At 65.5% G+C, this 20,139-nt stretch carries 18 protein-coding genes; 12 read left to right on the top strand and 6 right to left on the bottom strand.

All coding sequences use genetic code 11. The features are described from left to right. Positions 1-150: 150 nt before the first annotated feature. Genes QPK27_RS09260 through QPK27_RS09250 form a run of 3 tightly spaced genes read right to left on the bottom strand, consistent with a single transcriptional unit; the run spans position 151 to position 1,981 of the window. Entirely contained in the window at positions 151-738 is a 588-nt protein-coding gene (locus tag QPK27_RS09260) for a DUF2946 family protein (RefSeq protein WP_290417938.1), read from the bottom strand. A gap of 4 nt (positions 739-742) precedes the next feature. Next, positions 743-1,753, bottom strand: coding sequence for a YheT family hydrolase (locus tag QPK27_RS09255; RefSeq protein ID WP_290417937.1), 1,011 nt, complete (start codon positions 1,751-1,753; stop codon positions 743-745). 33 nt (positions 1,754-1,786) lie between these two features. Continuing rightward, positions 1,787-1,981, bottom strand: a complete 195-nt coding sequence (locus QPK27_RS09250; protein ID WP_078033632.1) for a zinc-finger domain-containing protein — start codon at positions 1,979-1,981, stop codon at positions 1,787-1,789. Positions 1,982-2,237: 256 nt separating this feature from the next. Between QPK27_RS09250 and QPK27_RS09245 the strand changes: the two genes are divergently transcribed. Further along, on the top strand, positions 2,238-3,014 hold the full coding sequence (locus QPK27_RS09245; RefSeq protein ID WP_290418109.1) for an AzlC family ABC transporter permease: 777 nt from the start codon (positions 2,238-2,240) through the stop codon (positions 3,012-3,014). Further along, positions 3,007-3,351, top strand: coding sequence for an AzlD domain-containing protein (locus QPK27_RS09240; protein ID WP_290417936.1), 345 nt, complete (start codon positions 3,007-3,009; stop codon positions 3,349-3,351). Before QPK27_RS09245 ends, QPK27_RS09240 begins: the two co-directional genes overlap by 8 nt. A 322-nt stretch (positions 3,352-3,673) precedes the next feature. On the opposite strand, the gene QPK27_RS09235 is transcribed toward QPK27_RS09240, so the two are convergent. Next, entirely contained in the window at positions 3,674-4,927 is a 1,254-nt protein-coding gene (locus tag QPK27_RS09235; RefSeq protein WP_290417935.1) for a DUF2167 domain-containing protein, read from the bottom strand. Positions 4,928-5,121: 194 nt separating this feature from the next. Here QPK27_RS09235 and QPK27_RS09230 point away from each other — a divergent pair, with 194 nt between their 5' ends. The 9 genes from QPK27_RS09230 (at position 5,122) to QPK27_RS09190 (ending at position 15,118) form a co-directional block, all read left to right on the top strand. After that, positions 5,122-6,321 (top strand): phosphoglycerate kinase, encoded by a 1,200-nt coding sequence (locus QPK27_RS09230; protein ID WP_290417934.1) that lies wholly within the window; start codon positions 5,122-5,124, stop codon positions 6,319-6,321. A gap of 54 nt (positions 6,322-6,375) precedes the next feature. After that, positions 6,376-7,824, top strand: a complete 1,449-nt coding sequence (pyk, locus tag QPK27_RS09225) for a pyruvate kinase (protein WP_290417933.1) — start codon at positions 6,376-6,378, stop codon at positions 7,822-7,824. Positions 7,825-7,941: 117 nt separating this feature from the next. After that, positions 7,942-9,006 carry a class II fructose-bisphosphate aldolase gene (fba, locus tag QPK27_RS09220; RefSeq protein ID WP_290417932.1) on the top strand — a complete coding sequence of 355 codons (1,065 nt, stop codon included), beginning with the start codon at positions 7,942-7,944 and terminating at the stop codon, positions 9,004-9,006. A gap of 156 nt (positions 9,007-9,162) precedes the next feature. Further along, a complete protein-coding gene (locus tag QPK27_RS09215; RefSeq protein ID WP_290417931.1) occupies positions 9,163-10,059 on the top strand; it encodes a phosphoribosylaminoimidazolesuccinocarboxamide synthase in 897 nt (298 codons plus the stop codon). Between the two features lie 4 nt (positions 10,060-10,063). Further along, complete coding sequence (purE, locus tag QPK27_RS09210; RefSeq protein ID WP_290417930.1) at positions 10,064-10,561, top strand: 5-(carboxyamino)imidazole ribonucleotide mutase; 498 nt, start codon at positions 10,064-10,066, stop codon at positions 10,559-10,561. A gap of 3 nt (positions 10,562-10,564) precedes the next feature. Continuing rightward, on the top strand, positions 10,565-11,746 hold the full coding sequence (locus tag QPK27_RS09205; protein WP_290417929.1) for a 5-(carboxyamino)imidazole ribonucleotide synthase: 1,182 nt from the start codon (positions 10,565-10,567) through the stop codon (positions 11,744-11,746). Continuing rightward, positions 11,746-12,762, top strand: a complete 1,017-nt coding sequence (locus QPK27_RS09200; RefSeq protein ID WP_290418108.1) for an L-threonylcarbamoyladenylate synthase — start codon at positions 11,746-11,748, stop codon at positions 12,760-12,762. Before QPK27_RS09205 ends, QPK27_RS09200 begins: the two co-directional genes overlap by 1 nt. A 256-nt stretch (positions 12,763-13,018) precedes the next feature. Beyond that, positions 13,019-14,380: an SGNH/GDSL hydrolase family protein gene (locus QPK27_RS09195; RefSeq protein WP_290417928.1), complete on the top strand. Its 1,362-nt coding sequence runs from the start codon at positions 13,019-13,021 to the stop codon at positions 14,378-14,380. A gap of 54 nt (positions 14,381-14,434) precedes the next feature. Then, complete coding sequence (locus tag QPK27_RS09190) at positions 14,435-15,118, top strand: OmpW family protein (RefSeq protein WP_290417927.1); 684 nt, start codon at positions 14,435-14,437, stop codon at positions 15,116-15,118. Positions 15,119-15,177: 59 nt separating this feature from the next. On the opposite strand, the gene QPK27_RS09185 is transcribed toward QPK27_RS09190, so the two are convergent. Beyond that, positions 15,178-17,286 (bottom strand): bifunctional diguanylate cyclase/phosphodiesterase, encoded by a 2,109-nt coding sequence (locus QPK27_RS09185; protein ID WP_290417926.1) that lies wholly within the window; start codon positions 17,284-17,286, stop codon positions 15,178-15,180. A 285-nt stretch (positions 17,287-17,571) separates the two neighbouring features. Here QPK27_RS09185 and QPK27_RS09180 point away from each other — a divergent pair, with 285 nt between their 5' ends. Then, positions 17,572-19,875 carry a hypothetical protein gene (locus QPK27_RS09180; protein WP_290417925.1) on the top strand — a complete coding sequence of 768 codons (2,304 nt, stop codon included), beginning with the start codon at positions 17,572-17,574 and terminating at the stop codon, positions 19,873-19,875. 51 nt (positions 19,876-19,926) lie between these two features. Here the strand turns inward: QPK27_RS09180 and QPK27_RS09175 are convergent. Then, the coding region (locus QPK27_RS09175) for an acyl-CoA dehydrogenase family protein (protein WP_290417924.1) at positions 19,927-20,139 on the bottom strand (213 nt) is incomplete at its 5' end.

Genomic DNA, 20,139 nt, shown 5'->3' with positions numbered 1-20,139 from the left:
TCGGCGGCGCGGGTGGGCTGAACGTTACCGTAGGGTTGGCGGCTCCGCCGCCGACGCGGCGATAGTTGGCCGCAAGATCATCCGGTGCGATATCTGAACTGCTGACGATCACCGCGTCGGCGGCGAAGCGCGGGGCCGCCTAGGCCAACCCTACGGGGTTGGCAACTGGTTGAAGCCGAAGCGCTGCGGCAAGTCGCTGGACCCGATGCGTTCGACGTCGTAGGCCTTGCCATTCCACGGCAGCGCCAACTTGCCGGCGCCATTCTCCAGCCACGCCATCACCGCCTCGTCCGACGCAGCCTGCCCATCCAATTGCAGCTTGCCCAGCACCTGCGCCACGTCGCGGTCGTCCAGCTGCGCCACGATCTCGCCAGCCTGGAACAGCACCGCGCCGGCATCGCTCAGATACACGTGCTCGATCTGCGCCAGCGCCTGCCCGGTCTGCAACACCAGTCCCTGCTGCGGATCGGTGCGCGCGATGAACGGCGTCGCCTCCAGGTTCACGTACACCCGCTGCGGCCCGTTCTGGAAATACCAGTTGCCGCGCTCGTCGTGCCCGTAGTTGCGGTTGATGAAGCCGACCAGCGCCGGATTGGTCAGCTTGTCGCCCGCCGCATCGGCGCGCTGGGCCGCTTCGTCGCGCATGCGCCAGCCGCCGCGCGCATCGAGCGCCAGCCAGCCGTAGCAGTGCGGCACGTTCGGCCACTTGGCCATTGCCTGTTTTACGATATCGTCCATGGTGCTAGTCAGCTTCGCATAGTTCGGCCGCCTCCGGCGCGCGGCTATTCGGCGCGGCGCCCGCCACATCGTCGAAGAACGCCAGGATGCGGCGTGGCAGCCAGTCGATCCGGCCCGGCAGCGGACCGGTCGGAAAGCCGACGTGGCCGCCCTGGTCGGGATACTCGAGCGTCACCGCCTTCGATGCGCCCGTCGGCAGGTGCGCGCCCGGCAAAAAGGGATCGTTACGCGCATTGAGCACCAGCGTCGGCACCGTGATCGCGTCCAGCACGTGGCGCGCGCTGGCGCGGTGCCAGTAGTCGTCGGTGTCGCGGTAGCCGTGCAGCGGCGCGGTGACCACGTTGTCGAAGGCGTACAGGTCGCGCGCCTGCAGCAGGGCGGCGCGGTCGAACAGGCCGGGAAATTGTTCCAGCTTGGCCAGGCACTTCGGTTTCAGGGTTTGCAGGAACATGCGCGTGTACAGCATGTTGAAACCGGAAGAGAGCGCTTCGCCGCCGCGCGCCAGGTCGAGCGGGGCCGAGACGGCGCAGGCGGCGTCGACGATCTCCGCGCCGTTGCCCGATTCGCCCAGCCAGCGTAGCAGGGCGTTGCCGCCGAGCGAGACGCCGGCGGCATACAGCGTGCCTCGATGGCGCGCGCGCAGCGTACGGACGACCCAATCGACTTCGGCGGCGTCGCCCGAGTGGTAGAAGCGCGGCGCCAGGTTGGCTTCGCCGGAGCAGCCGCGGAAATGCGGCACCGCGCCGCTCCAGCCGCGCGCCTGCAGCGCCGCCATCAGGGAGCGCGCGTAATGACTGTTGGAAGAGCCTTCCAGGCCATGGAACAGCACCACCAGCGGCCGACCCGGCTGGCCGTCGACGAAATCGACGTCGATGAAGTCGCCATCGGCGCTGGCCCAGCGCTCGCGCCGGTAAGTCACCGGTGGCCTGGCGATGCAGGTGGCCGGATAGATGGTCTGCAGGTGGCCGCCGGGCAGCCACGCCGGCGCGCGGTATTCGGCAATTGAACGGCGCATAAGGAAACGGCGCACCGGGTGCGCCGTAGAAGATCAGTGGTGCTTGAGCACGGTGCCCGGGGCCAGGCGGTACTGGGTGCCGCAGTACGGGCACTTGGCGTCGCCGTGGTGGTCGAAATCGAGGAAGACGCGCGGGTGCGAGGACCACAGCGGCATTGCCGGATTCGGGCAGTACGCCGGCAGGTCCTTGGCCTCGAGTTCCACCACAGGCATCGTCTTTTGGTTCATCTGATTGTCTCCGTCAGGCAAGTTAGGCAAAGACTGGATTTTAACGGATTCGCTCTATTGTCGAAATGACCGTAAAATAATGCGTTGAACATATTGACCAAGGCGCAACCCGCGCCTGCGCCAGCGCCTGGCCCGGCGTCCACCTACACATGCGTTTCATGCCCGTCCGTTTCAAGTCCGCCACCATCGTCGTCCCTGCTGCCGGCAGCGCTTGCCGTTGCAGGAATGCCACATGAACGCGGGTATGAACTCGGGCATGAGCGCAGGCACTCAGGCAGACCAGGCGGCGCTCGACGCGGTCGACGCACCCAATAAAGAGGCTTGGCGCGCCGGCTTCAAGACCGGCCTGCCAACCCTGTTCGGCATCGCGGCCTGGGGCATGGTGGTCGGCATCGCCATGGTCAAGAGCGGCCTGTCGGTGCCGCAGGCGCTCGGCATGACCCTGCTGGTGTTCGCCGGCTCGGCCCAGCTGGCCTCGCTGCCGCTGATCGCGGCCCAGGCCCCGATCTGGGTGATCTTCGCCACCGCGCTGGTGGTCAACCTGCGCTTCGTGATCTTTTCCGCACTGCTCGGGCCGCACTTCGCGCACCTGCCCTGGAAGCAGCGTTTCCTGCTCGGCTATATCTCGGGTGACCTGACCGTGGCGCTGTTCCTGCAGCGCTATCCGACGCTGGAGCCGATCGCCGGCAAGCTGTCGTACCTGAAGGGATTGATGTTCCCGAACTGGTTCGCGTGGCAGTTCGGTTCCCTGATCGGCATCTTCCTCGGCAGCGCCATTCCGGCCGAATGGGGGCTGGGCTTCGCCGGCACGCTGGCCATCCTGTGCATCACGGTGCCGCTGATCATCAATAACGCCGCCCTGTGCGGGGTGCTGGTGGCGGGCGCCATTTCCGTGCTGGCCTACGATCTGCCGTACAAGCTGGGCTTGCTGGTGGCGGTGGTGGTCGGCATGGTCACTGCGATGGTGATCGAAGAAACCATCCTCAAACCGCGCGACAGGCGTAACGTGAAGCGCAAGGCGGACCATGGCTGACTGGGAAATCTGGGTCGTGATCGGTGTGCTGTGCGTGGCCACCGCCGCCACCCGCAGCTCGTTCTGGATGATCGGCCACCGTGTCACGATTCCGCCACGGGTGCAGGAGATGCTGCGCTATGCGCCGGCGTGCGCGCTGGCGGCGATCATCGGGCCCGACCTGCTGATCGACACCCAGGGCGAGACCCAGTTCACCCTGGCCAATCCAAAGTTATTGGCGGGCATTGCCGCCTTCGCATTTTATGTATGGCGCCGTCACATGCTCTTGACCATCGTGTTCGGCATGCTGGTATTCACGCTGCTGCGCGTGTTTCACATCTTCGGCTCCGGCATGTGATGGATTGTAGGGTGCCTGGATCTGTCCCATCGGCTCGGATCCGGTTCTCGGCACCAGCACCACAGCGCCGACAAGTCCCAGGCCGACGAGATTCCATACCACCTCGTTCCTTTCTTCCTTGATATATTCCTGTCGCGCGATTTCGGTTGCGGCAATCGCCTGCATTGTTTTCTCGAATTCGGTCGGTGGGCCGAATTCTTGTTGATATTGTTCTGCGGTTATACGGCTTGCCGCTGCCGCGCTCGAATACGGGATCATTTTCCGGCAGGGCGCTGGCTGCGGTATCAGGTTGCAAGATGTTTATTGCGCTCTCTTCCTGCTCTTATTTCTTGCGCTTCTTGCCGGCGTTTTTCAGTTTACTTACCGAGAGCGCCACACCTGCGGTGCCGGTTTGGCCGGCACCTTTTTGCCGTTGGAGGCGCGACTGGTTCAACACCACCGCGACCAGCACGACGAAAACAATGGCGCCGAACCAGACCAGCTTCTCATGACGCCGTGTATCGATCGCCTTCAGCTTTGTGGTGACCTGCTGTTCCAGCGAGGTGGGTGGCCCGAACACGAAATCGTCCAGCGTGCTGCGGCTGCGTTTGTCCCGCTCGGTCCGGTCGCGATGGCGCTGGCCCGGCGCAATCACGAGTCCAGCCATCACGCGTTCCAATTGCGGGCGATAGGCCAGGATCTGGTCCACCGCGGCGAACTTGTTGTTCGAGCCGACGTTCAGCACGACGATGCGATCACGTCCCAGCCGCAAGAAATTGACATACACGGTGGTCATGCCGCCAATGCCCCCGGTGGTGTGCGCCCAGTCCACGCCTGGCAGGGCAGGGTCGTATGACGGCGGAATCACCCAGCGCGCCAGGCTGGCGCCGAGGTCCAGCGAGTCGAGGCGGCCCCGGTTCAGGCGCAAGGTGTTCTTGAGCCGCTCGAGCGCCCGTGCAGGGTCGTCGAAGCTCCTGTGGTCGGGATCGATCCATCCGGTTTCCTGGACGACCAGATTGCCGGACCAGCGATCGGCCTTGTCATGCAGGTAGGCGAACGACGTGCCGGGGCTGCTGCGCGGGTCGCCATCCACCCGCACCTTTGCCACCTCTTCGGGCGCAAGATATTTGACGTCGGAGGGCAGGTTGAGGACGATCCCTTTAGCCAGGACCACTTGTGCCGGCCCATTGATCCAGCTTGCCTGCGCCATTCTGGCCTGGCGCTCGTCGTCGGCGACCAATGTGGCAACTGTGTCGGACATCCCGTCGAGCATCTCCTCGATGCTTTTTTTGCGCTCGGGAGGCAAGTTCTCAAGCTCACCATTACGCCGCATGCGTTCCAGCTGCACCAGTTCTTTTCGCGCCAATGTGCGCAGGTCGTTGGCATTGTCTTTTTCTTCTATATAGGGCGTCCCACTGCCGCGCGCGATGATGCCATCGTCTTCCGGTAGCGGGGGTGGAGAAGGGGGCGTGACGACGGCCGCCGGCGCCGTTCCAGCATAAGCGGGCAAGGCGCAGCTGGCGCCTGGTCCGAGCATCAGGAAGCAGGCGAAGTGCAGAGCATGGCGCAGAAGGCGGGTTGTGACAGGTTCGGGCATGGGCGAATGGTCTGGAGAGCGTGATTTTCGATGACATTCAATGTGAAACCATTTTTATATTCTGCAATATTTCCTCTTGGGATAGCGCCCAATGTTGTCACGCCGGCACATGCGACACCATTGCCATGCAGGACATTTTTTCCTGTTCTCCCTCATGTACAATGATGTTTTTCTCACTATTGCCACGCTGAACAATGGACGCTCTCCGTTTCACCCGTCTGCAAGACCTGATCGACCAGAATGCGCTGCAGGGCAAGCGCGTCTTTATCCGCGCTGACCTGAACGTCCCGCAAGATGACGCCGGCAACATCACCGAAGACACGCGCATCCGCGCTTCGGTGCCGGCGATCCAGGCCGCCGTCAAGGCCGGCGCGGCGGTGATGGTGACCTCCCACCTCGGTCGTCCGACCGAGGGCGAATTCAAGCCCGAAGACAGCCTGGCGCCGGTCGCCAAGCGCCTGTCGGAGCTGCTCGGCCAACAGGTCGAACTCAAGCAAAACTGGACTGACGGCGTCGATGTCGCGCCGGGCTCGGTCGTGCTGCTGGAAAACTGCCGCGTCAACAAAGGCGAAAAGAAAAACAGCGACGAGCTGGCCCAGAAAATGGCCAAACTGTGCGACGTGTACGTCAACGACGCGTTCGGCACCGCGCACCGCGCCGAAGCCACCACCCACGGCATCGCCAAGTTCGCGCCGATCGTGGCCGCCGGTCCGCTGCTCGCAGCCGAGCTGGATGCGCTGGGCAAGGCCCTCGGCCAGCCGCAGCGTCCGCTGCTGGCGATCGTCGCCGGCTCGAAAGTGTCGAGCAAGCTGACCATCCTGCAGAGCCTGGCCGACAAGGTCGACAACCTGGTGGTCGGCGGCGGCATCGCCAATACCTTCATGAAGGCCGTCGGCCTGAACATCGGCAAGTCGCTGGTCGAGAACGACCTGGTCGATGAGGCCAAGGCCATCATCGAGAAGATGGCCGCGCGCGGCGCGCAGGTGCCGATCCCGGTCGACGTCGTGTGCGCCAAGGAGTTCGCACCGACCGCCGCCGCCACCGTCAAGGACGTCAAGGACGTTGCTGACGACGACATGATCCTCGACATTGGCCCCAAGACCGCCGCCATGCTGGCCGAGCAGGTCGCCAAGGCCGGCACCATCGTCTGGAACGGTCCGGTCGGTGTGTTTGAATTCGACCAGTTTGCCAAGGGCACGGAAACCCTGGCACTGGCCATCGCGCAATCCCAGGGCTTCTCGATCGCCGGTGGCGGCGACACCCTGGCCGCGATCGCAAAATATAAGATTGCCGACCAGATCGGCTACATTTCGACCGGTGGCGGTGCGTTCCTGGAATTCCTGGAAGGCAAAACCCTGCCAGCGGTCGATATCCTGCTGCAACGCAGCGCTTAAAGTGAGACCCCAGCGCAGCCTCTGGCTGCGCTTTGTTTTTTACAAGGACAATCCATGTACCGTGGCACCAAGATCGTCGCAACCATCGGCCCAGCGTCGACCGATTTCGATACCCTCGTCAAAATGATCCGCGCCGGCGTCGACGTCGTGCGCTTGAATTTTTCGCACGGCAAGGCGCAGGATCATATCGACCGCGCGGACCTGGTGCGCCGCGCTGCTGCGGAATGCGGCCGGGAAGTGGCGATCATGGCGGACATGCAGGGACCGAAGATCCGCGTCGGCAAGTTTGAAGACGGCAAGATCTTCCTGAACAAGGGCGACCGCTTCATCCTGGACGCCAAGTGGGGCGACAACGGCGAGCTGGGCAACCAGGAACGCGTCGGCCTCGACTACAAGGCGCTGCCGCGCGACGTCAAGCCGGGCGACAAGCTGCTGCTCAACGACGGCCTGATCGTGCTGGTGGTCGAGCGCGTCGTGGGTCACGAGATCTGCACCACGGTCAAGGTTGGCGGCGAACTGTCGAACAACAAGGGCATCAACCGCCAGGGCGGCGGCCTGACCGCGCCGGCGCTGACCTCGAAGGACATGGAAGACATCAAGACCGCGATGAGCTTCCAGGCCGACTACCTGGCGATCTCGTTTCCGAAGAACGCCACCGACATGGAAATGGCGCGCCAGCTGGCCAACATCGCCGGCGAGCCGTACGGCCACAAGCCGATGATGATCGCCAAGATCGAGCGCGCCGAAGCGATCCCGCTGCTGCAGGAAATCCTGGACGCGTCGGACGGCATCATGGTCGCCCGCGGCGACCTGGCGGTCGAAGTCGGCAACGCCGCGGTGCCGGCGCTGCAGAAGCGCATGATCCGCATGGCGCGCGCCTCGAACAAGCTGACCATCACCGCGACCCAGATGATGGAGTCGATGATCGTCAACGCCGTGCCGACCCGCGCCGAAGTGTCGGACGTGGCAAACGCCGTGCTGGACGGCACCGACGCCGTCATGACCTCGGCCGAGACCGCATCGGGCAAGTACCCGATCGAGACGGTCGAGATGATGGCCGCGATCTGCGTCGAAGCCGAGCAGTCCGAATACAACAAGCTGGACGCCGACTTCCTCAACGTGCAGTTCACCCGCATCGACCAGTCGATTGCCTACGGCACCCTGTTCACCGCGCACCACCTGCGCGTGAAGGCGATCGTGGCGCTGACCGAGTCGGGCTCGACCGCACTGTGGATGAGCCGTCACAGCATCGACACCCCGATCTTCGCCCTGACCCCGCTGCAACCGACGCAGCGCAAGGCGTCGCTGTACCGGAACGTGCGAGCATTCCATCTGCTGCAGGAAGGCGGCAGCCACGCCGTGCTGCGCAAGGCAGAGGAACTCCTGATGAACGAAGGTGTCGTCCGTAAAGGTGACCTGATCGTCGTGACCTGGGGTTCCCCGATGGGCCAGGCCGGCGGCACCAATGCGCTCAAGATCGTGCGCGTTGGCGAATTCGATTAAGGGAAGATCGCGACTGGATCGAGGCGCTTTATCTGCGTGGCGGTGAGGCCTGGCCCGCCACGCAGCGCCCGGCGGTTGCGGCTTCCGGACAAGTTTCTTTATTGTTTGGAGTAAACCATGGCACTCGTATCACTGCGTCAATTGCTGGACCACGCCGCCGAAAACGGCTACGGCTTGCCCGCATTTAACGTCAACAACCTGGAGCAGGTGCAAGCCATCATGGCCGCCGCCGACGCTGCCAACAGCCCGGTGATCATGCAAGCTTCGGCCGGCGCGCGCAAGTACGCCGGCGAAGCCTTCCTGCGTCACCTGATCGACGCCGCCGTCGAAGCCTACCCGCACATCCCGGTCGTCATGCACCAGGACCACGGCCAGTCGCCGGCGGTCTGCATGGCCGCGATCCGCTCGGGCTTCTCGTCGGTGATGATGGACGGTTCGCTCGAAGCCGACGGCAAGAGCGTGGCCAGCTACGAATACAACGTCGAAGTCTCGAAAGAAGTGGTCAAGTTCGCGCACGCGATCGGCGTCACGGTAGAGGCCGAGCTGGGCGTGCTGGGTTCGCTGGAAACCATGCAGGGCGACAAGGAAGACGGCCACGGCGCGGAAGGCGCGATGACCCGCGAGCAGCTGCTGACCGACGTCGACCAGGCGGCCGACTTCGTCAAGCGCACCGGTTGCGACGCACTGGCGATCGCCATCGGCACCTCGCACGGCGCCTACAAGTTCACGCGCAAGCCGACCGGCGACATCCTGGCGATCGACCGCATCAAGGAAATCCACGCGCGCATCCCGAACACCCACCTGGTGATGCACGGGTCGTCGTCGGTGCCGCAGGAACTGCTGGCGATCATCCGCGAATTCGGCGGCGATATGAAAGAAACCTACGGTGTGCCGGTCGAAGAGATTCAAGAGGGCATCAAGCACGGTGTCCGCAAGATCAACATCGACACCGACATCCGCCTGGCGATGACGGCTGCGATCCGCCAGTACCTGTTCCAGAACCCGTCGAAGTTCGACCCGCGCGACTACCTGAAACCGGCGCGCGAAGCGGCGATGGCAGTGTGCAAGGCGCGTTTCGAAGCCTTCGGCTGCGCCGGCCAGGCAAGCAAGATCAAGCCGATCCCGCTGGAAAAGATGGCCGAGCGCTACAAGGCCGGCGAGCTGGCGCAGATCGTTCAGTAAAGCCGCGCCGTATCCCTTCCCGCTATTTCCGCCTTCGTGGAAATGGCGGGGGAGGGACGGAATTGACGTAAAATATCGCATTGACCAGGTCCGCAAGACCTGACTTTCTCAACCGGCGCACCTTTGCGCCGGTTCCGCTTTCCTGATAGCCCATCTATGAACAGCCTCTACCAATCCTCCATTCAGTCCCTGCCACTGCTCGGTCATGGCAAAGTGCGCGATAACTATGCTGTCGGCGACGACAAGATCCTGATCGTCACCACCGACCGCCTGTCGGCCTTCGACGTGGTCATGAACGAGCCGATCCCGGGCAAGGGCATGGTGCTGAACCAGATGAGCGATTTCTGGTTCGAGAAGCTCGGCCACATCGTGCCGAACCACCTGACCGGCGTCGCGCCGGAAAGCGTGGTCGCCGAGAACGAAGTAGAGCAGGTGCGCGGCCGCGCGGTCGTGGCCAAGCGCCTGAAGCCGATCCTGGTCGAAGCCGTGGTGCGCGGCTACATCATCGGTTCCGGCTGGAAGGACTATCAGCAAAGCGGCGCCATCTGCGGCATCCAGTTGCCGGCCGGCCTGCGCCAGGCCGACAAGCTGCCGCAACCGCTGTTCACCCCGGCCGCCAAGGCCGACATCGGCGAACACGACGAAAACATCTCGTTCGCCCAGATGGAAGAAAAGATCGGTGCCGAACTGGCCGCCAAGATGCGCGACATCAGCATCCAGCTGTACACGACGGCCGCCGAATACGCGGCAACCAAGGGCATCATCATCGCCGACACCAAGTTCGAATTCGGCCTGGATGAGAATGGCGTGCTGCACCTGATGGACGAAGTGCTGACCGCCGACTCGTCGCGCTTCTGGCCGGCCGACTCGTACGCGCCGGGCATGTCGCCGCCGTCGTACGACAAGCAGTTCGTGCGCGACTACCTGGAAACCCTGACCGACTGGAACAAGACCGCGCCGGCCCCGGCCCTGCCGCAGGACGTCATCGAAAAAACCCAGGCCAAGTATTTCGAGGCCATCGAACGCCTGACCGGCGACAAGCTGAAGGCGTAACCCGATGACTGAACAAGCAAAACCGCTCGTCGGCGTGATCATGGGCTCGTCGAGCGACTGGGACGTGATGAAGAACGCGGTCGACATTCTGAAACAGTTCGGCGTGCCGTTCGAAGCGCAGGTGATTTCGGCGCACCGCATGCCGGACGAGATGTTCACCTACGCAGAGCAGGCCCGTTCGCGCGGCCTGCGCGCGATCATCGCCGGCGCAGGCGGCGCGGCCCACCTGCCGGGCATGGTCGCTGCCAAGACCATCGTGCCGGTGCTGGGCGTGCCGGTGCCGTCGAAGTACCTGCGCGGCGAGGATTCGCTGCTGTCGATCGTGCAGATGCCGAAGGGCGTGCCAGTGTCGACCTTCGCCATCGGCGAAGCCGGCGCCGCCAACGCGGCCCTGACCGCGGTGGCGATCATCGCCGCCGGCGACGACGCGCTGGCCGACAAGCTGGAGCAGTTCCGCCGCGACCAGACCGCGGCCGCCCAGGCAATGACCCTTCCAGTTTAAGCAATGAGCCAGACTCCGTTTCCCCCCAACGCCGACCCGGCAACTTGGCTCGGCGTGATGGGCGGCGGCCAGCTCGGCCGCATGTTTGCCCACGCCGCCCAGGCCATGGGCTACAAAGTCGCCGTGCTCGAGCCGAGCGCCGATTGCCCGGCCGGGCAGGTTGCCGACCGCACCGTCGAAGGCGGCTACAGCGACCAGGCCGCCTTGAAGGAACTGGCCGCGCTGTGCTCGGCCGTGACCACCGAATTCGAGAACGTGCCGGGCGACAGCCTGGCCTTGCTGGCCAACGACAGCTTCGTGGCCCCGGCCGCGTCCTGCGTCTCGATCGCGCAAGACCGCATTGCAGAGAAAGCCTTCTTCGTCGAATGCGCGCCGACCTCGAAGGTGATGCCGGCCCCGCACAAGACCATCGCTTCGCATGCCGACATCGACGACGTCAAGGACGACCTGCTGCCCGGCATCCTGAAGACCGTGCGCATGGGCTACGACGGCAAAGGCCAGGTGCGCGTGCGCTCGCGTGAAGACGTGCGCGCCGCCTTCGACAGCATGGATGGCGTGACCTGCCTGCTCGAGAAAATGCTGCCGCTGGCGTATGAAGTATCTGTGCTCACCGCACGCGGCCATGACGGCGCCTCGGTGGTGTACCCGATCGCCGAGAACGTGCACCGCGACGGCATCCTGTTCACCACCACCGTGCCGGGCCCGAACGTGTCCGACGCGTGTGCCAAGCAGGCACAGGATGCGGCGCGCGCCATCGTGGCCCAGCTGGGCTACGTCGGCGTGCTGTGCATCGAGTTCTTCGTGCTCGAAGACGGCGCCCTGGTGGTCAACGAGATGGCGCCGCGTCCGCACAACAGCGGCCACTACACCATCGACGCCTGCATCACCAGCCAGTTCGCGCAGCAGGTGCGGGCGATGGCGCGCCTGCCGCTGGGCGACGTGCGCCAGCATTCCCCAAGCGTGATGCTGAACATCCTGGGCGACGTCTGGTTCGACGGCGACACCGTGCGCGAACCGGCCTGGGACCAGGTGCTGGCGCTGCCCGGCGCCAACCTGCACCTGTACGGCAAGAACGATCCGCGCCGCGGCCGCAAGATGGGCCACGTGACCTTCGTCGCGCCGACGCTGCAGGAAGCCCAGGACAGCCTGCGCGCCGCCTGCGCCATCCTGGGAATCGACGCATGATGGACCAGCAGCAGATCGAGGCCGCCGCCCGCGCGCTGGAAGCGGGCCAACTGGTCGCTTTTCCGACCGAGACCGTCTACGGCCTGGGCGCTGACGCCGAGAACCCGCAGGCGGTGGCCGCCATCTACGCCGCCAAGGGCCGCCCGCAAGACCACCCTGTCATCGTGCACCTGGCGCCGGAAGCATCGCTCGACTACTGGGCCTGCGACATCCCGCAGGAGGCACATGCGCTGGCCGAGGCCTTCTGGCCCGGCCCATTGACCATGATCCTGAAACGCGCCGCGAACATTCCGGACGCCGTGAGCGGCGGCCAGGACACGGTCGGCCTGCGCTGCCCGTCGCACCCGGTGGCGCTGGCGCTGCTGCGCGCGTTCAAGGGCGGCAAGGGTGGCGTCGCGGCGCCGTCGGCGAATAAATTCGGCCACGTCAGCCCGACCCTGGCCCAGCACGTCCGCGACGAATTCGAGCATGAGGGCAGCGTGGCCATGGTGCTCGACGGCGGCGCGGCCCAGGTCGGCATCGAATCGACCATCGTTGACCTGTCGCGCCTGGCCACTCACGGCCCGGTGCTGCTGCGCCCCGGCCATATCAGCGCCGAAGCGATCGCCGCCGTGATCGACCGGTTGCCGGCCGCGCCGGATGCTGCCGCCCCGCGCGCATCGGGCACGCTGGAATCGCACTACGCGCCGCACACGCCGGTGGCGATGCAGGAGCGTGCGGTGCTGGTGCAGACCCTGGATGCGCTGCACGCGGCCAGCCGCAAGGTGGCCCTGATCCACTACAGCGATTTGCCGCCGACCCACGCCGCCCAGCGCCTGCCGGCTACTCCGGAAGGCTTCGCCCACGCCCTGTACGCGGCGCTGCGCGCGATGGACGGCCACGGCGCCGACGTGATCCTGGTCGAAGCTCCGCCGCAGGATGGCGCCTGGCTCGGCGTCAACGACCGCCTGCGCCGTGCTGCCCACGGATCGACGGGCATCGTCCACGGGCTGCTCAACAAACAGCCTGGTATTTGATCTTCATCAGATATTGAACTGACGGGGCGCAAGACGCCCCGTAGTTACATTTGACGCGTTACAAAATCATTTTTTCCTTGGCGAAAGGCATTGCTATAATCGCTCCCGACTGATCCCCCATCGGTTCTGATAGGTATGGGAGCAACTTACATTTCCGCAACGGATTTCGTTAGACAAGCGGATTGAAGACTGGCATATTAATCAGGATGCGAATAGCACGGGCGTTCGTTTCACAATAATTCACCCAGGAGACAAAATGCGTCATACCAAACTCGCGCTCGCCGTGTTGACGGCGGCTGTGCTGACCGCCTGCGGCGGCGGCACCAGCCCGAAAGGCGGCGACCAGACCAACAAGCTCACCTTCACCAACCAGGTGTCGTTCGGCGACAGCCTGTCGGACGTCGGTACCTACCGCGTAGGCGCGGTGGCGGCGGCCGGCGGCGGCAAGTTCACCATCAACGGTGACAGCACCGCCAAGAACGAAGACCTGAGCGGCAAGATCTGGCTCGACTTCATGGCTGCCCAACTGAAGCTGCCGGCCCCGTGCGCCGCGCAGACCGGCCTGCAGGGCAACGCTGCCCAAGGCTTCTCGGTGCCCGTCACCAACCATCCGAATTGCTTCAACTACGCCCAGGGCGGTTCGCGCGTGACCAACCCGATCGGGCCGGGCAATGCCGCCACCGGTTCGCCGATCGGCGAAATGACGGTGCCGATGGCCACCCAGATCGCGAATCACCTGGCCAAGGTCAACGGCAAGTTCACCGGCACCGAGCTGGTCACCGTGCTGTCGGGCGGTAACGACGTGCTGATGCAGCTGGCCGCCGTGACCCAGGCCGGCACCACCGCCGGCGCCCAGGCCTTCGCCCAGCTGCTGGCCACCCGCCTGGCCGCCGGCGCCACCAACCCGCAAGCCGCGGCGCAAGCCATCGGCCTGGCGATCGCCACCGAAAACGCGCGTCCGGGCAAGACCGACCAGAGCGTCGTGACCGCCGCCGTGACCGCCGCCGCCCAGCAGCCGGGCAACCAGGCCGTCGCCCAGCAGTCGGTGTGGGGCCCGATCGTGGCCGGTGCGCAAACCGAAGGTACCGCCGCCGGCAACGCCGCCGCCGCCACCTACGCCAGCACCAACGCCACCCGCATGGTGACCGAACTGGGCACCGCCGGTGCGCAGATGGCCGCCCTGGTCAACAACCAGCTGATCGCCAACGGCGCCAAGTACGTGATCGTCGCCAACCTGCCTGACGTCGCCAGCACCCCGGCCGCCAAGAACCGTCCGGCCGCGATCCAGACCCTGGTTGCCGCCATGGTCAATGCGTTCAACACCCAGCTCAAGAACGGCCTGAACGTCAACGATGCGCGCATCCTGTACACCGACCTGTACTCGGTCAGCAACGACCAGGTCAAGAACCCGGCCCCATACGGCCTGAGCAACACCAGCGCCCCGGCCTGCGCCCCGAACGCGCTGGGCACGACCTCCCTGATCTGCACCGCCAACAACACGGCTGCAGGTGATGTGAGCCGCTACATGTTCGCCGATGAAATCCACCCGACGCCGTTCGAGAACGACCTCATCGCGCGTTATGTCCTGAAGGACATGGCAGTCAAAGGCTGGCTGTAAGCAGCGGCGGGCCCGCTCGGTGAGCGGGCCCTTACACACGAATCAGGAGAAAACATGAAAGTACGTTTCAACAGCATGATCAAAGTGCTGGGTGTGGCTGCCGCGCTGGCCTTCGCGAATGGCGCCGCGGCGCAGTCGGCCGGCCAGTTCACCGCCAAGTTCGGCCTCAACCAGCTGACCCCGAAAGTGGAAAGCGGCGACATCACCGCGCCGGCGCTGCCGGGCACCAAGGCCGACGTCGGCAACGACATGCAGCCGGTGCTGATCTTCGCCTACGGCATCACCGACAACATCTCGACCGAAGTGGCGCTGGGCACCCCGTACAAGCACAAGATCTTCGGCGCCGGCGCGATCGAAGGCACCGGCGTGCTGGGCACGGTCGAGGCGCTGCCGCCGACCGCCTTCCTGCAATACCGCTTCTTCGAGCCGACCGCGACCTTCCGTCCCTTCGTCGGCATCGGCGCCACCTACGCCTACTTCATGAAGGAACGCGGTTCGGCCAAGATGACCGCGATCACCAACCCGGGCAGCGGCGTGCCGACCACCTTCAGCATCGACAACAAATTCACCTACACCGCGCAAGTCGGCGTGGCGATGAACCTGTCCGAGAAGTGGTTTGCCGACGTGACCGTCAACAAGACGCGCCTGCGCACCGACGTCACTTTCTCGACCGGCCAGACCCAGTTCATGAAACTGGATCCGGTGGCGGTGGTGGTGGCTGTCGGCTACAAGTTCTGAGCGGCGCCAGCCGCATAGAGAAAGCCCGCTTCGGCGGGCTTTTTCATGTCCGCTCGGCGTTAATGCAAGCCGCGCGCATACTGCGTGAAATGCTCCGAGCTCAGCGCCCGCTGGTACAGGTAGCCCTGGTAGATGAAGCACCCCGCATCCGACAAAAACTGGCGCTGCCCCGGCGTCTCCACTCCTTCCGCGATCACCTGCAATCCCAGGCTGTCTCCCAGCGCGATGATCGAGCGCACGATCGAGGCATCGTTCTGGTCGGTCAGCACGTCGCGCATGAAGGAGTGGTCGATCTTCAATTGGTCGAGCGGCAGTTTGCGCAGGTAGGCCAGCGACGAGTAGCCGGTGCCGAAGTCGTCGAGCGAGAAGCTCAGCCCGCGCCGCTTGAGCGTGGCCATGGTGTGCGCCGTGGTCGAGAAATCCGACACCACCAGGCTCTCGGTCAGCTCCAGCTTCAATCCGGCCGGATCGACCCCGCTGTGCTCGAAGATCTGCTGCAGCATGGCGACAAAGTCGGGCTCGGTGAACTGGCGCGCGCTGACGTTCACCGACAGCGTCAGCCCGGCGGTTTCCTTGACCCGCTGCCAGCGCGCCAGCTCGGCGCAGGCGATGCGCAGCACCCAGCGGCCGATGTCGATGATCATGCCGCTCTCTTCGGCGGCGCGGATGAACTCGGCCGGATACAGCAGCTTGCCGTTCGGCAGGCGCCAGCGCAGCAGCGCCTCGGCCCCGATCACGTGGCCCGAGTGGTCCAGCTGCGGCTGGTAGTGCAGCTCGAATTCGTCGTGCTGCAGCGCGCGCCGCAGGCCGCTCTCGAGCTGGGCGCGCGCCGACCACGCCGCCTGCACCGCAGGGTCGTGGAAGCGGAAAGTGTTGCGCCCCGACGCCTTGGCCTGGTACATCGCCGCGTCGGCCTGGCGCAGCGTCGACTCCACCGTGTCGACCGTGCCGCACAGCGTCACCACGCCGACGCTGACCGACAGCGTGTAGCCAAGGTCGGCCAGCTGGAACGGCGCCGCCATCGCCGCCAGGATCTTGCGCGTCACGGTCTCGGCCTGCAGCGCCGCCAGCTCGCGCGTATCCTCGACCGGCTGGGTCAGGATCACGAATTCGTCGCCGCCCAGGCGCGCCACCATGTCCGATTCGCGCACGCAGTGTTCCAGCCGGCGCGCCACCGCCTGCAGCAGCAGGTCGCCGGCGGCGTGGCCCTGGCTGTCGTTGAGGTACTTGAAGTTGTCCAGGTCGCAGAACATCAGCGCCCCGCACTTGCGCGTGCGCGCGCTGCCGAGCAGGGCGCGGCGCAGGTGGTCGAGCAGGTTGGCGCGGTTCGGCAGTTCGGTCAGCGAATCGAAGAAGGCCAGACGGAAAATCCTGGCTTCGTTGATCTTGCGCTCGCTGACGTCGGTGCCGATCACCAGGATTTTCTGGGCCGCCCCGAGCACCTCGTCCGGCGGCAGCAGGGTCCAGCGGGTGTCGACGTCGAGCGTGCTGCCGTCGCGCCGCACGTGATCCAGCTCGCCGGTCCACTCGCCGTCGGCGACCGTGTGCGCGAAGGCCAGGTGGTACAACTCGGGTTTGTCGCACAACAGGTCGCAGAAGCGCTTGCCACGCGCCTCGCCCGCGCTCCAGCCGTACAGGCGCTCGGCGCCCTGGTTCCAGTAGTGAATGCGCGAATCCATGTCGAGCGCGATGATGGCGTCGCGTGCGCGCTGCAGATACGAGGCCTGCTCCATCACCAGCTGGTCGGCCTGCTTGAGCAGCGTGAAATCGGACATGAAGCCTTCCAGCACGCCGGGCGCACCGGCGTCCAGGTTGAGCGCGCCCTGTTCGCAGATCCAGCGCACCTCGCCGCCGGCGATGCGGATGCGGTAGGTGACGTGGAACGGCTGCGCGTGCGCGAGCGCGGCGGCGACCGCATGGTCCACCTGGGCGCGGTCCTCGGGCAGGATCAGACTGGCGAACGACAAGCCGGGGCGGGCGGTGAACGCGGCGGCCGAATAGCCGGTCAGCTGCTCGATGCCGTCGCTCAGGAACAGCATGCTCCACTCGCCATCGTTGAGACAGCGATAGGCAGCGCCGGGCAGGTTGCGCAGCAGCAGCTCGAGCGACATCGCGCTGCCCTGCTCAGGTGCGGAGGGATCCAGTACAGGCAACGTTGGGCTCATCATGCCTCGCTGGCGAGTGGGCGCCTACTACGACTGGGGTAGCCAGTCAGGCTTGGTGTTTACGATGGTAGCGCAAAAGTGGTGTATGTCCGGTATGCGATAGATCAAATGACATGCAATATGTTCAGATGAGATCGCTATACCACGGAAGGTGTCCTTCGATCTGCGAGGCGTGACAATCGCATGACCTATTCATGCAGCATGAAATGTTCTGCAAATGTTCTTTTAGTAAACTTGAATGCTAGACTTTCCGGTTCCGGCCGCCGCGCCAACGATTTCTTACGCCACGTGGCAACGACTCCCATCCTGCTCCACGGCATTCTCTTGATTTGCCTGCTATGCGCCGCGGCGCTAGCATCCGCGTCCCAGACCGATCTGGCCGGCCGCGACGGCTTACGCGCGCTGCGCATCGACCCCGGCGCGGCGCCGCGCATCGACGGCATGCTGGACGATGCCGTCTGGCAGCGGGCGCCGGCGTTCACCGCCTTTCACAAGCATGCCCCGCGCGACGGCGCCCATCTGCCCATCGGACTTGCAACCGAAGTACGGCTGGTGGTCGACGATGACGCGCTGGTGTTCGGCATCCGCGCGCGCGATCCGCAGCCTGGCCTGCTGCGCGGCACGCTGGCGCGGCGCGACAAGGTCGGCCTCGACCAGGATTTCATCGGCATCTGGATCGACCCGGTCGGCCATGGACGCAGCGCCCAGTTCGTGCGCATCAACACCGCCGGCGTGGTGACCGACGGCATGCACCGCGCCGAGGACGACGAAACCGACCTCGGCCCCGACTTCCCGATCGAGGCCGCGGTGCGCCTGCTGCCCGACGGCTACAGCATGGAAGTGCGCTGGCCACTGTCGAACCTGCGCTTTCCCTATATGGGCGGGCGCAACTGGCAGATGATGGTCGAGCGCAGCATCCCGCATGCCGACGGCGCCTTGCTGGTGTCGGCGCCGTTTCGCATCGATGCGCTGAGCCACCTGAGCTTCCTGCACCAAGTCGAGGACATGGAAGCCACGGTGGCGGCGGTGCGTGACCGCGCCTTCCTGGAGTTGCGCCCGGAGCTGACGGTGCGGCGCGAACGCGCCAGCGTCCCGGGCGAGCGCACGCGTGGCCGGCAGGCCGGGCTGGGGCTGGAGATCAACGCCCGCCCGCGCGCCGACTGGGTCTTCAACGCCACCTTGAATCCCGATTACTCGCAGGTCGAGATCGACGAGCCGGTGTCTCAGGGCGCCGGCAACATCGCCTTCAGCCTGCCCGAGAAGCGCGGCTTTTTCCTGGAAAGCGCCGACGTGCTGGGCTTGCCGCTGGCGGCGTTCTATTCGCGCACGATCAACGATCCCGAGTACGGCCTGCGCGCCACCTGGCGCGCCGCCCATGCCGACTCGACCGCCATGAGCCTGCGCGACGAGCCGGGCGGCCTGGTGCTGCGCGGCCAGCCATACGGGACGCTGGAATACCTGCAGCCGCGGCGTACCGTGGCCAGCCTGTGGCGCGGGCGCTGGCACGGTGATGGATGGCTGCTCGGCGGCTTCGCCTCGCAGCGCGACTACCATGCCTTCGGCAGCAATGACGTGCTCGGGGCCGATGCCCAGTGGCGCGGTGAAGGCGCGGACGGCGTGCAGCGCCAGGCCACGCTGGTGGCGATGCATTCGCGCACCGACGCCGGCTTCGACGCCGACGGGCGCCAGATGCGCCAGGCGCGGCGCTCGGGCAGTTACCTGTCGGGCAAGTTCATCCATAGTTCGGAGCGCTGGTGGAACGAGTTCGTCGTCGAGGCGGTAGGGCCCGGTTTCGTCAACGACAACGGTTTCGTGCCGCAGGCCGGCATCGTCAAGGCCAGTGCCGAGCTGAACCGGATACTGGGCAACCACACGCTGGGCCCGTTGCCGCTGTACGAGCTCGAGGCGCACCTGGGCCTGCACCAGACGCGCACGCTGGCGGACAGCGTCAGCGGCCAGCCCGGCGGAGAGATCATCGACAGCAAGCTGCGTCCTGGCTTCTGGATGGCGGCGCCGCTGCAGACCGGAGTGTGGGCCCAGCTCGGCTTCGACCGCCAGCGCGCGCGGCCCGGCGGCGAGCTGCACGAGGTGCCGGCGCTGCACTTCGGGCTGGAGACAACGCCGGCGCCGTGGATCTCGCGCATCGCGGCCGAGGTCTCGCTCGGGCGCCAGCTGGACGTCGATGCCGACCGCGTCGGGCCGGGCGGCAACGCGACGCTGGATGTCGGCCTGCGCTTTCCGCTGCGCCGGGGCTGGGCGCTGGAACTGGACCATCATGTGTACCGCGCCTGGGTACGCGGAACCCTGGACCAACCGGCGTTTTCCGACACCGCCTGGCGCTGGCTGGCGCTGCTGCATTTCAGCCCGCGCGATTCGATCCGCCTGCTGGCGCAGAACACCTGGGCGGCGCGGCGCGACGACGGCGTGACCCAGCTGCCGGCCTGGAACGACCGCCAGATCCACCGCTCGCTGCTGTACCGCTACCAGTGGCGCCATGGACGCATCGTGTCGTTCGGCGTGGTCGACGACAAGCTGCCGTTGGTGGACGAGCGCAGCCGCTCGCTGACGTTCAAGCTGCAGTGGGAGGTGTGATGGGTGCTGCTGGATCCGCGCCGCCGGAGCAGGCGGCGCGGGGGAGATGACTCAGAACGCGGCGATGCCGGTCTGGGCACGGCCCAGGATCAGGGCGTGGATGTCGTGCGTGCCCTCATAGGTGTTGACCACCTCGAGGTTGACCATGTGGCGGATGATGCCGAATTCGTCCGAGATACCGTTACCGCCCAGCATGTCGCGCGCGGTGCGGGCGATGTCCAGCGCCTTGCCGCACGAGTTGCGCTTCATGATCGAGGTGATTTC

It is taken from the genome of Massilia sp. YIM B02443, assembly GCF_030411955.1.
In the GTDB taxonomy this organism is placed as follows: domain Bacteria; phylum Pseudomonadota; class Gammaproteobacteria; order Burkholderiales; family Burkholderiaceae_D; genus Telluria.
The sequence above is the reverse complement of the archived record's forward strand: the minus strand, read 5'-3'. Positions and strand labels throughout refer to the sequence as shown.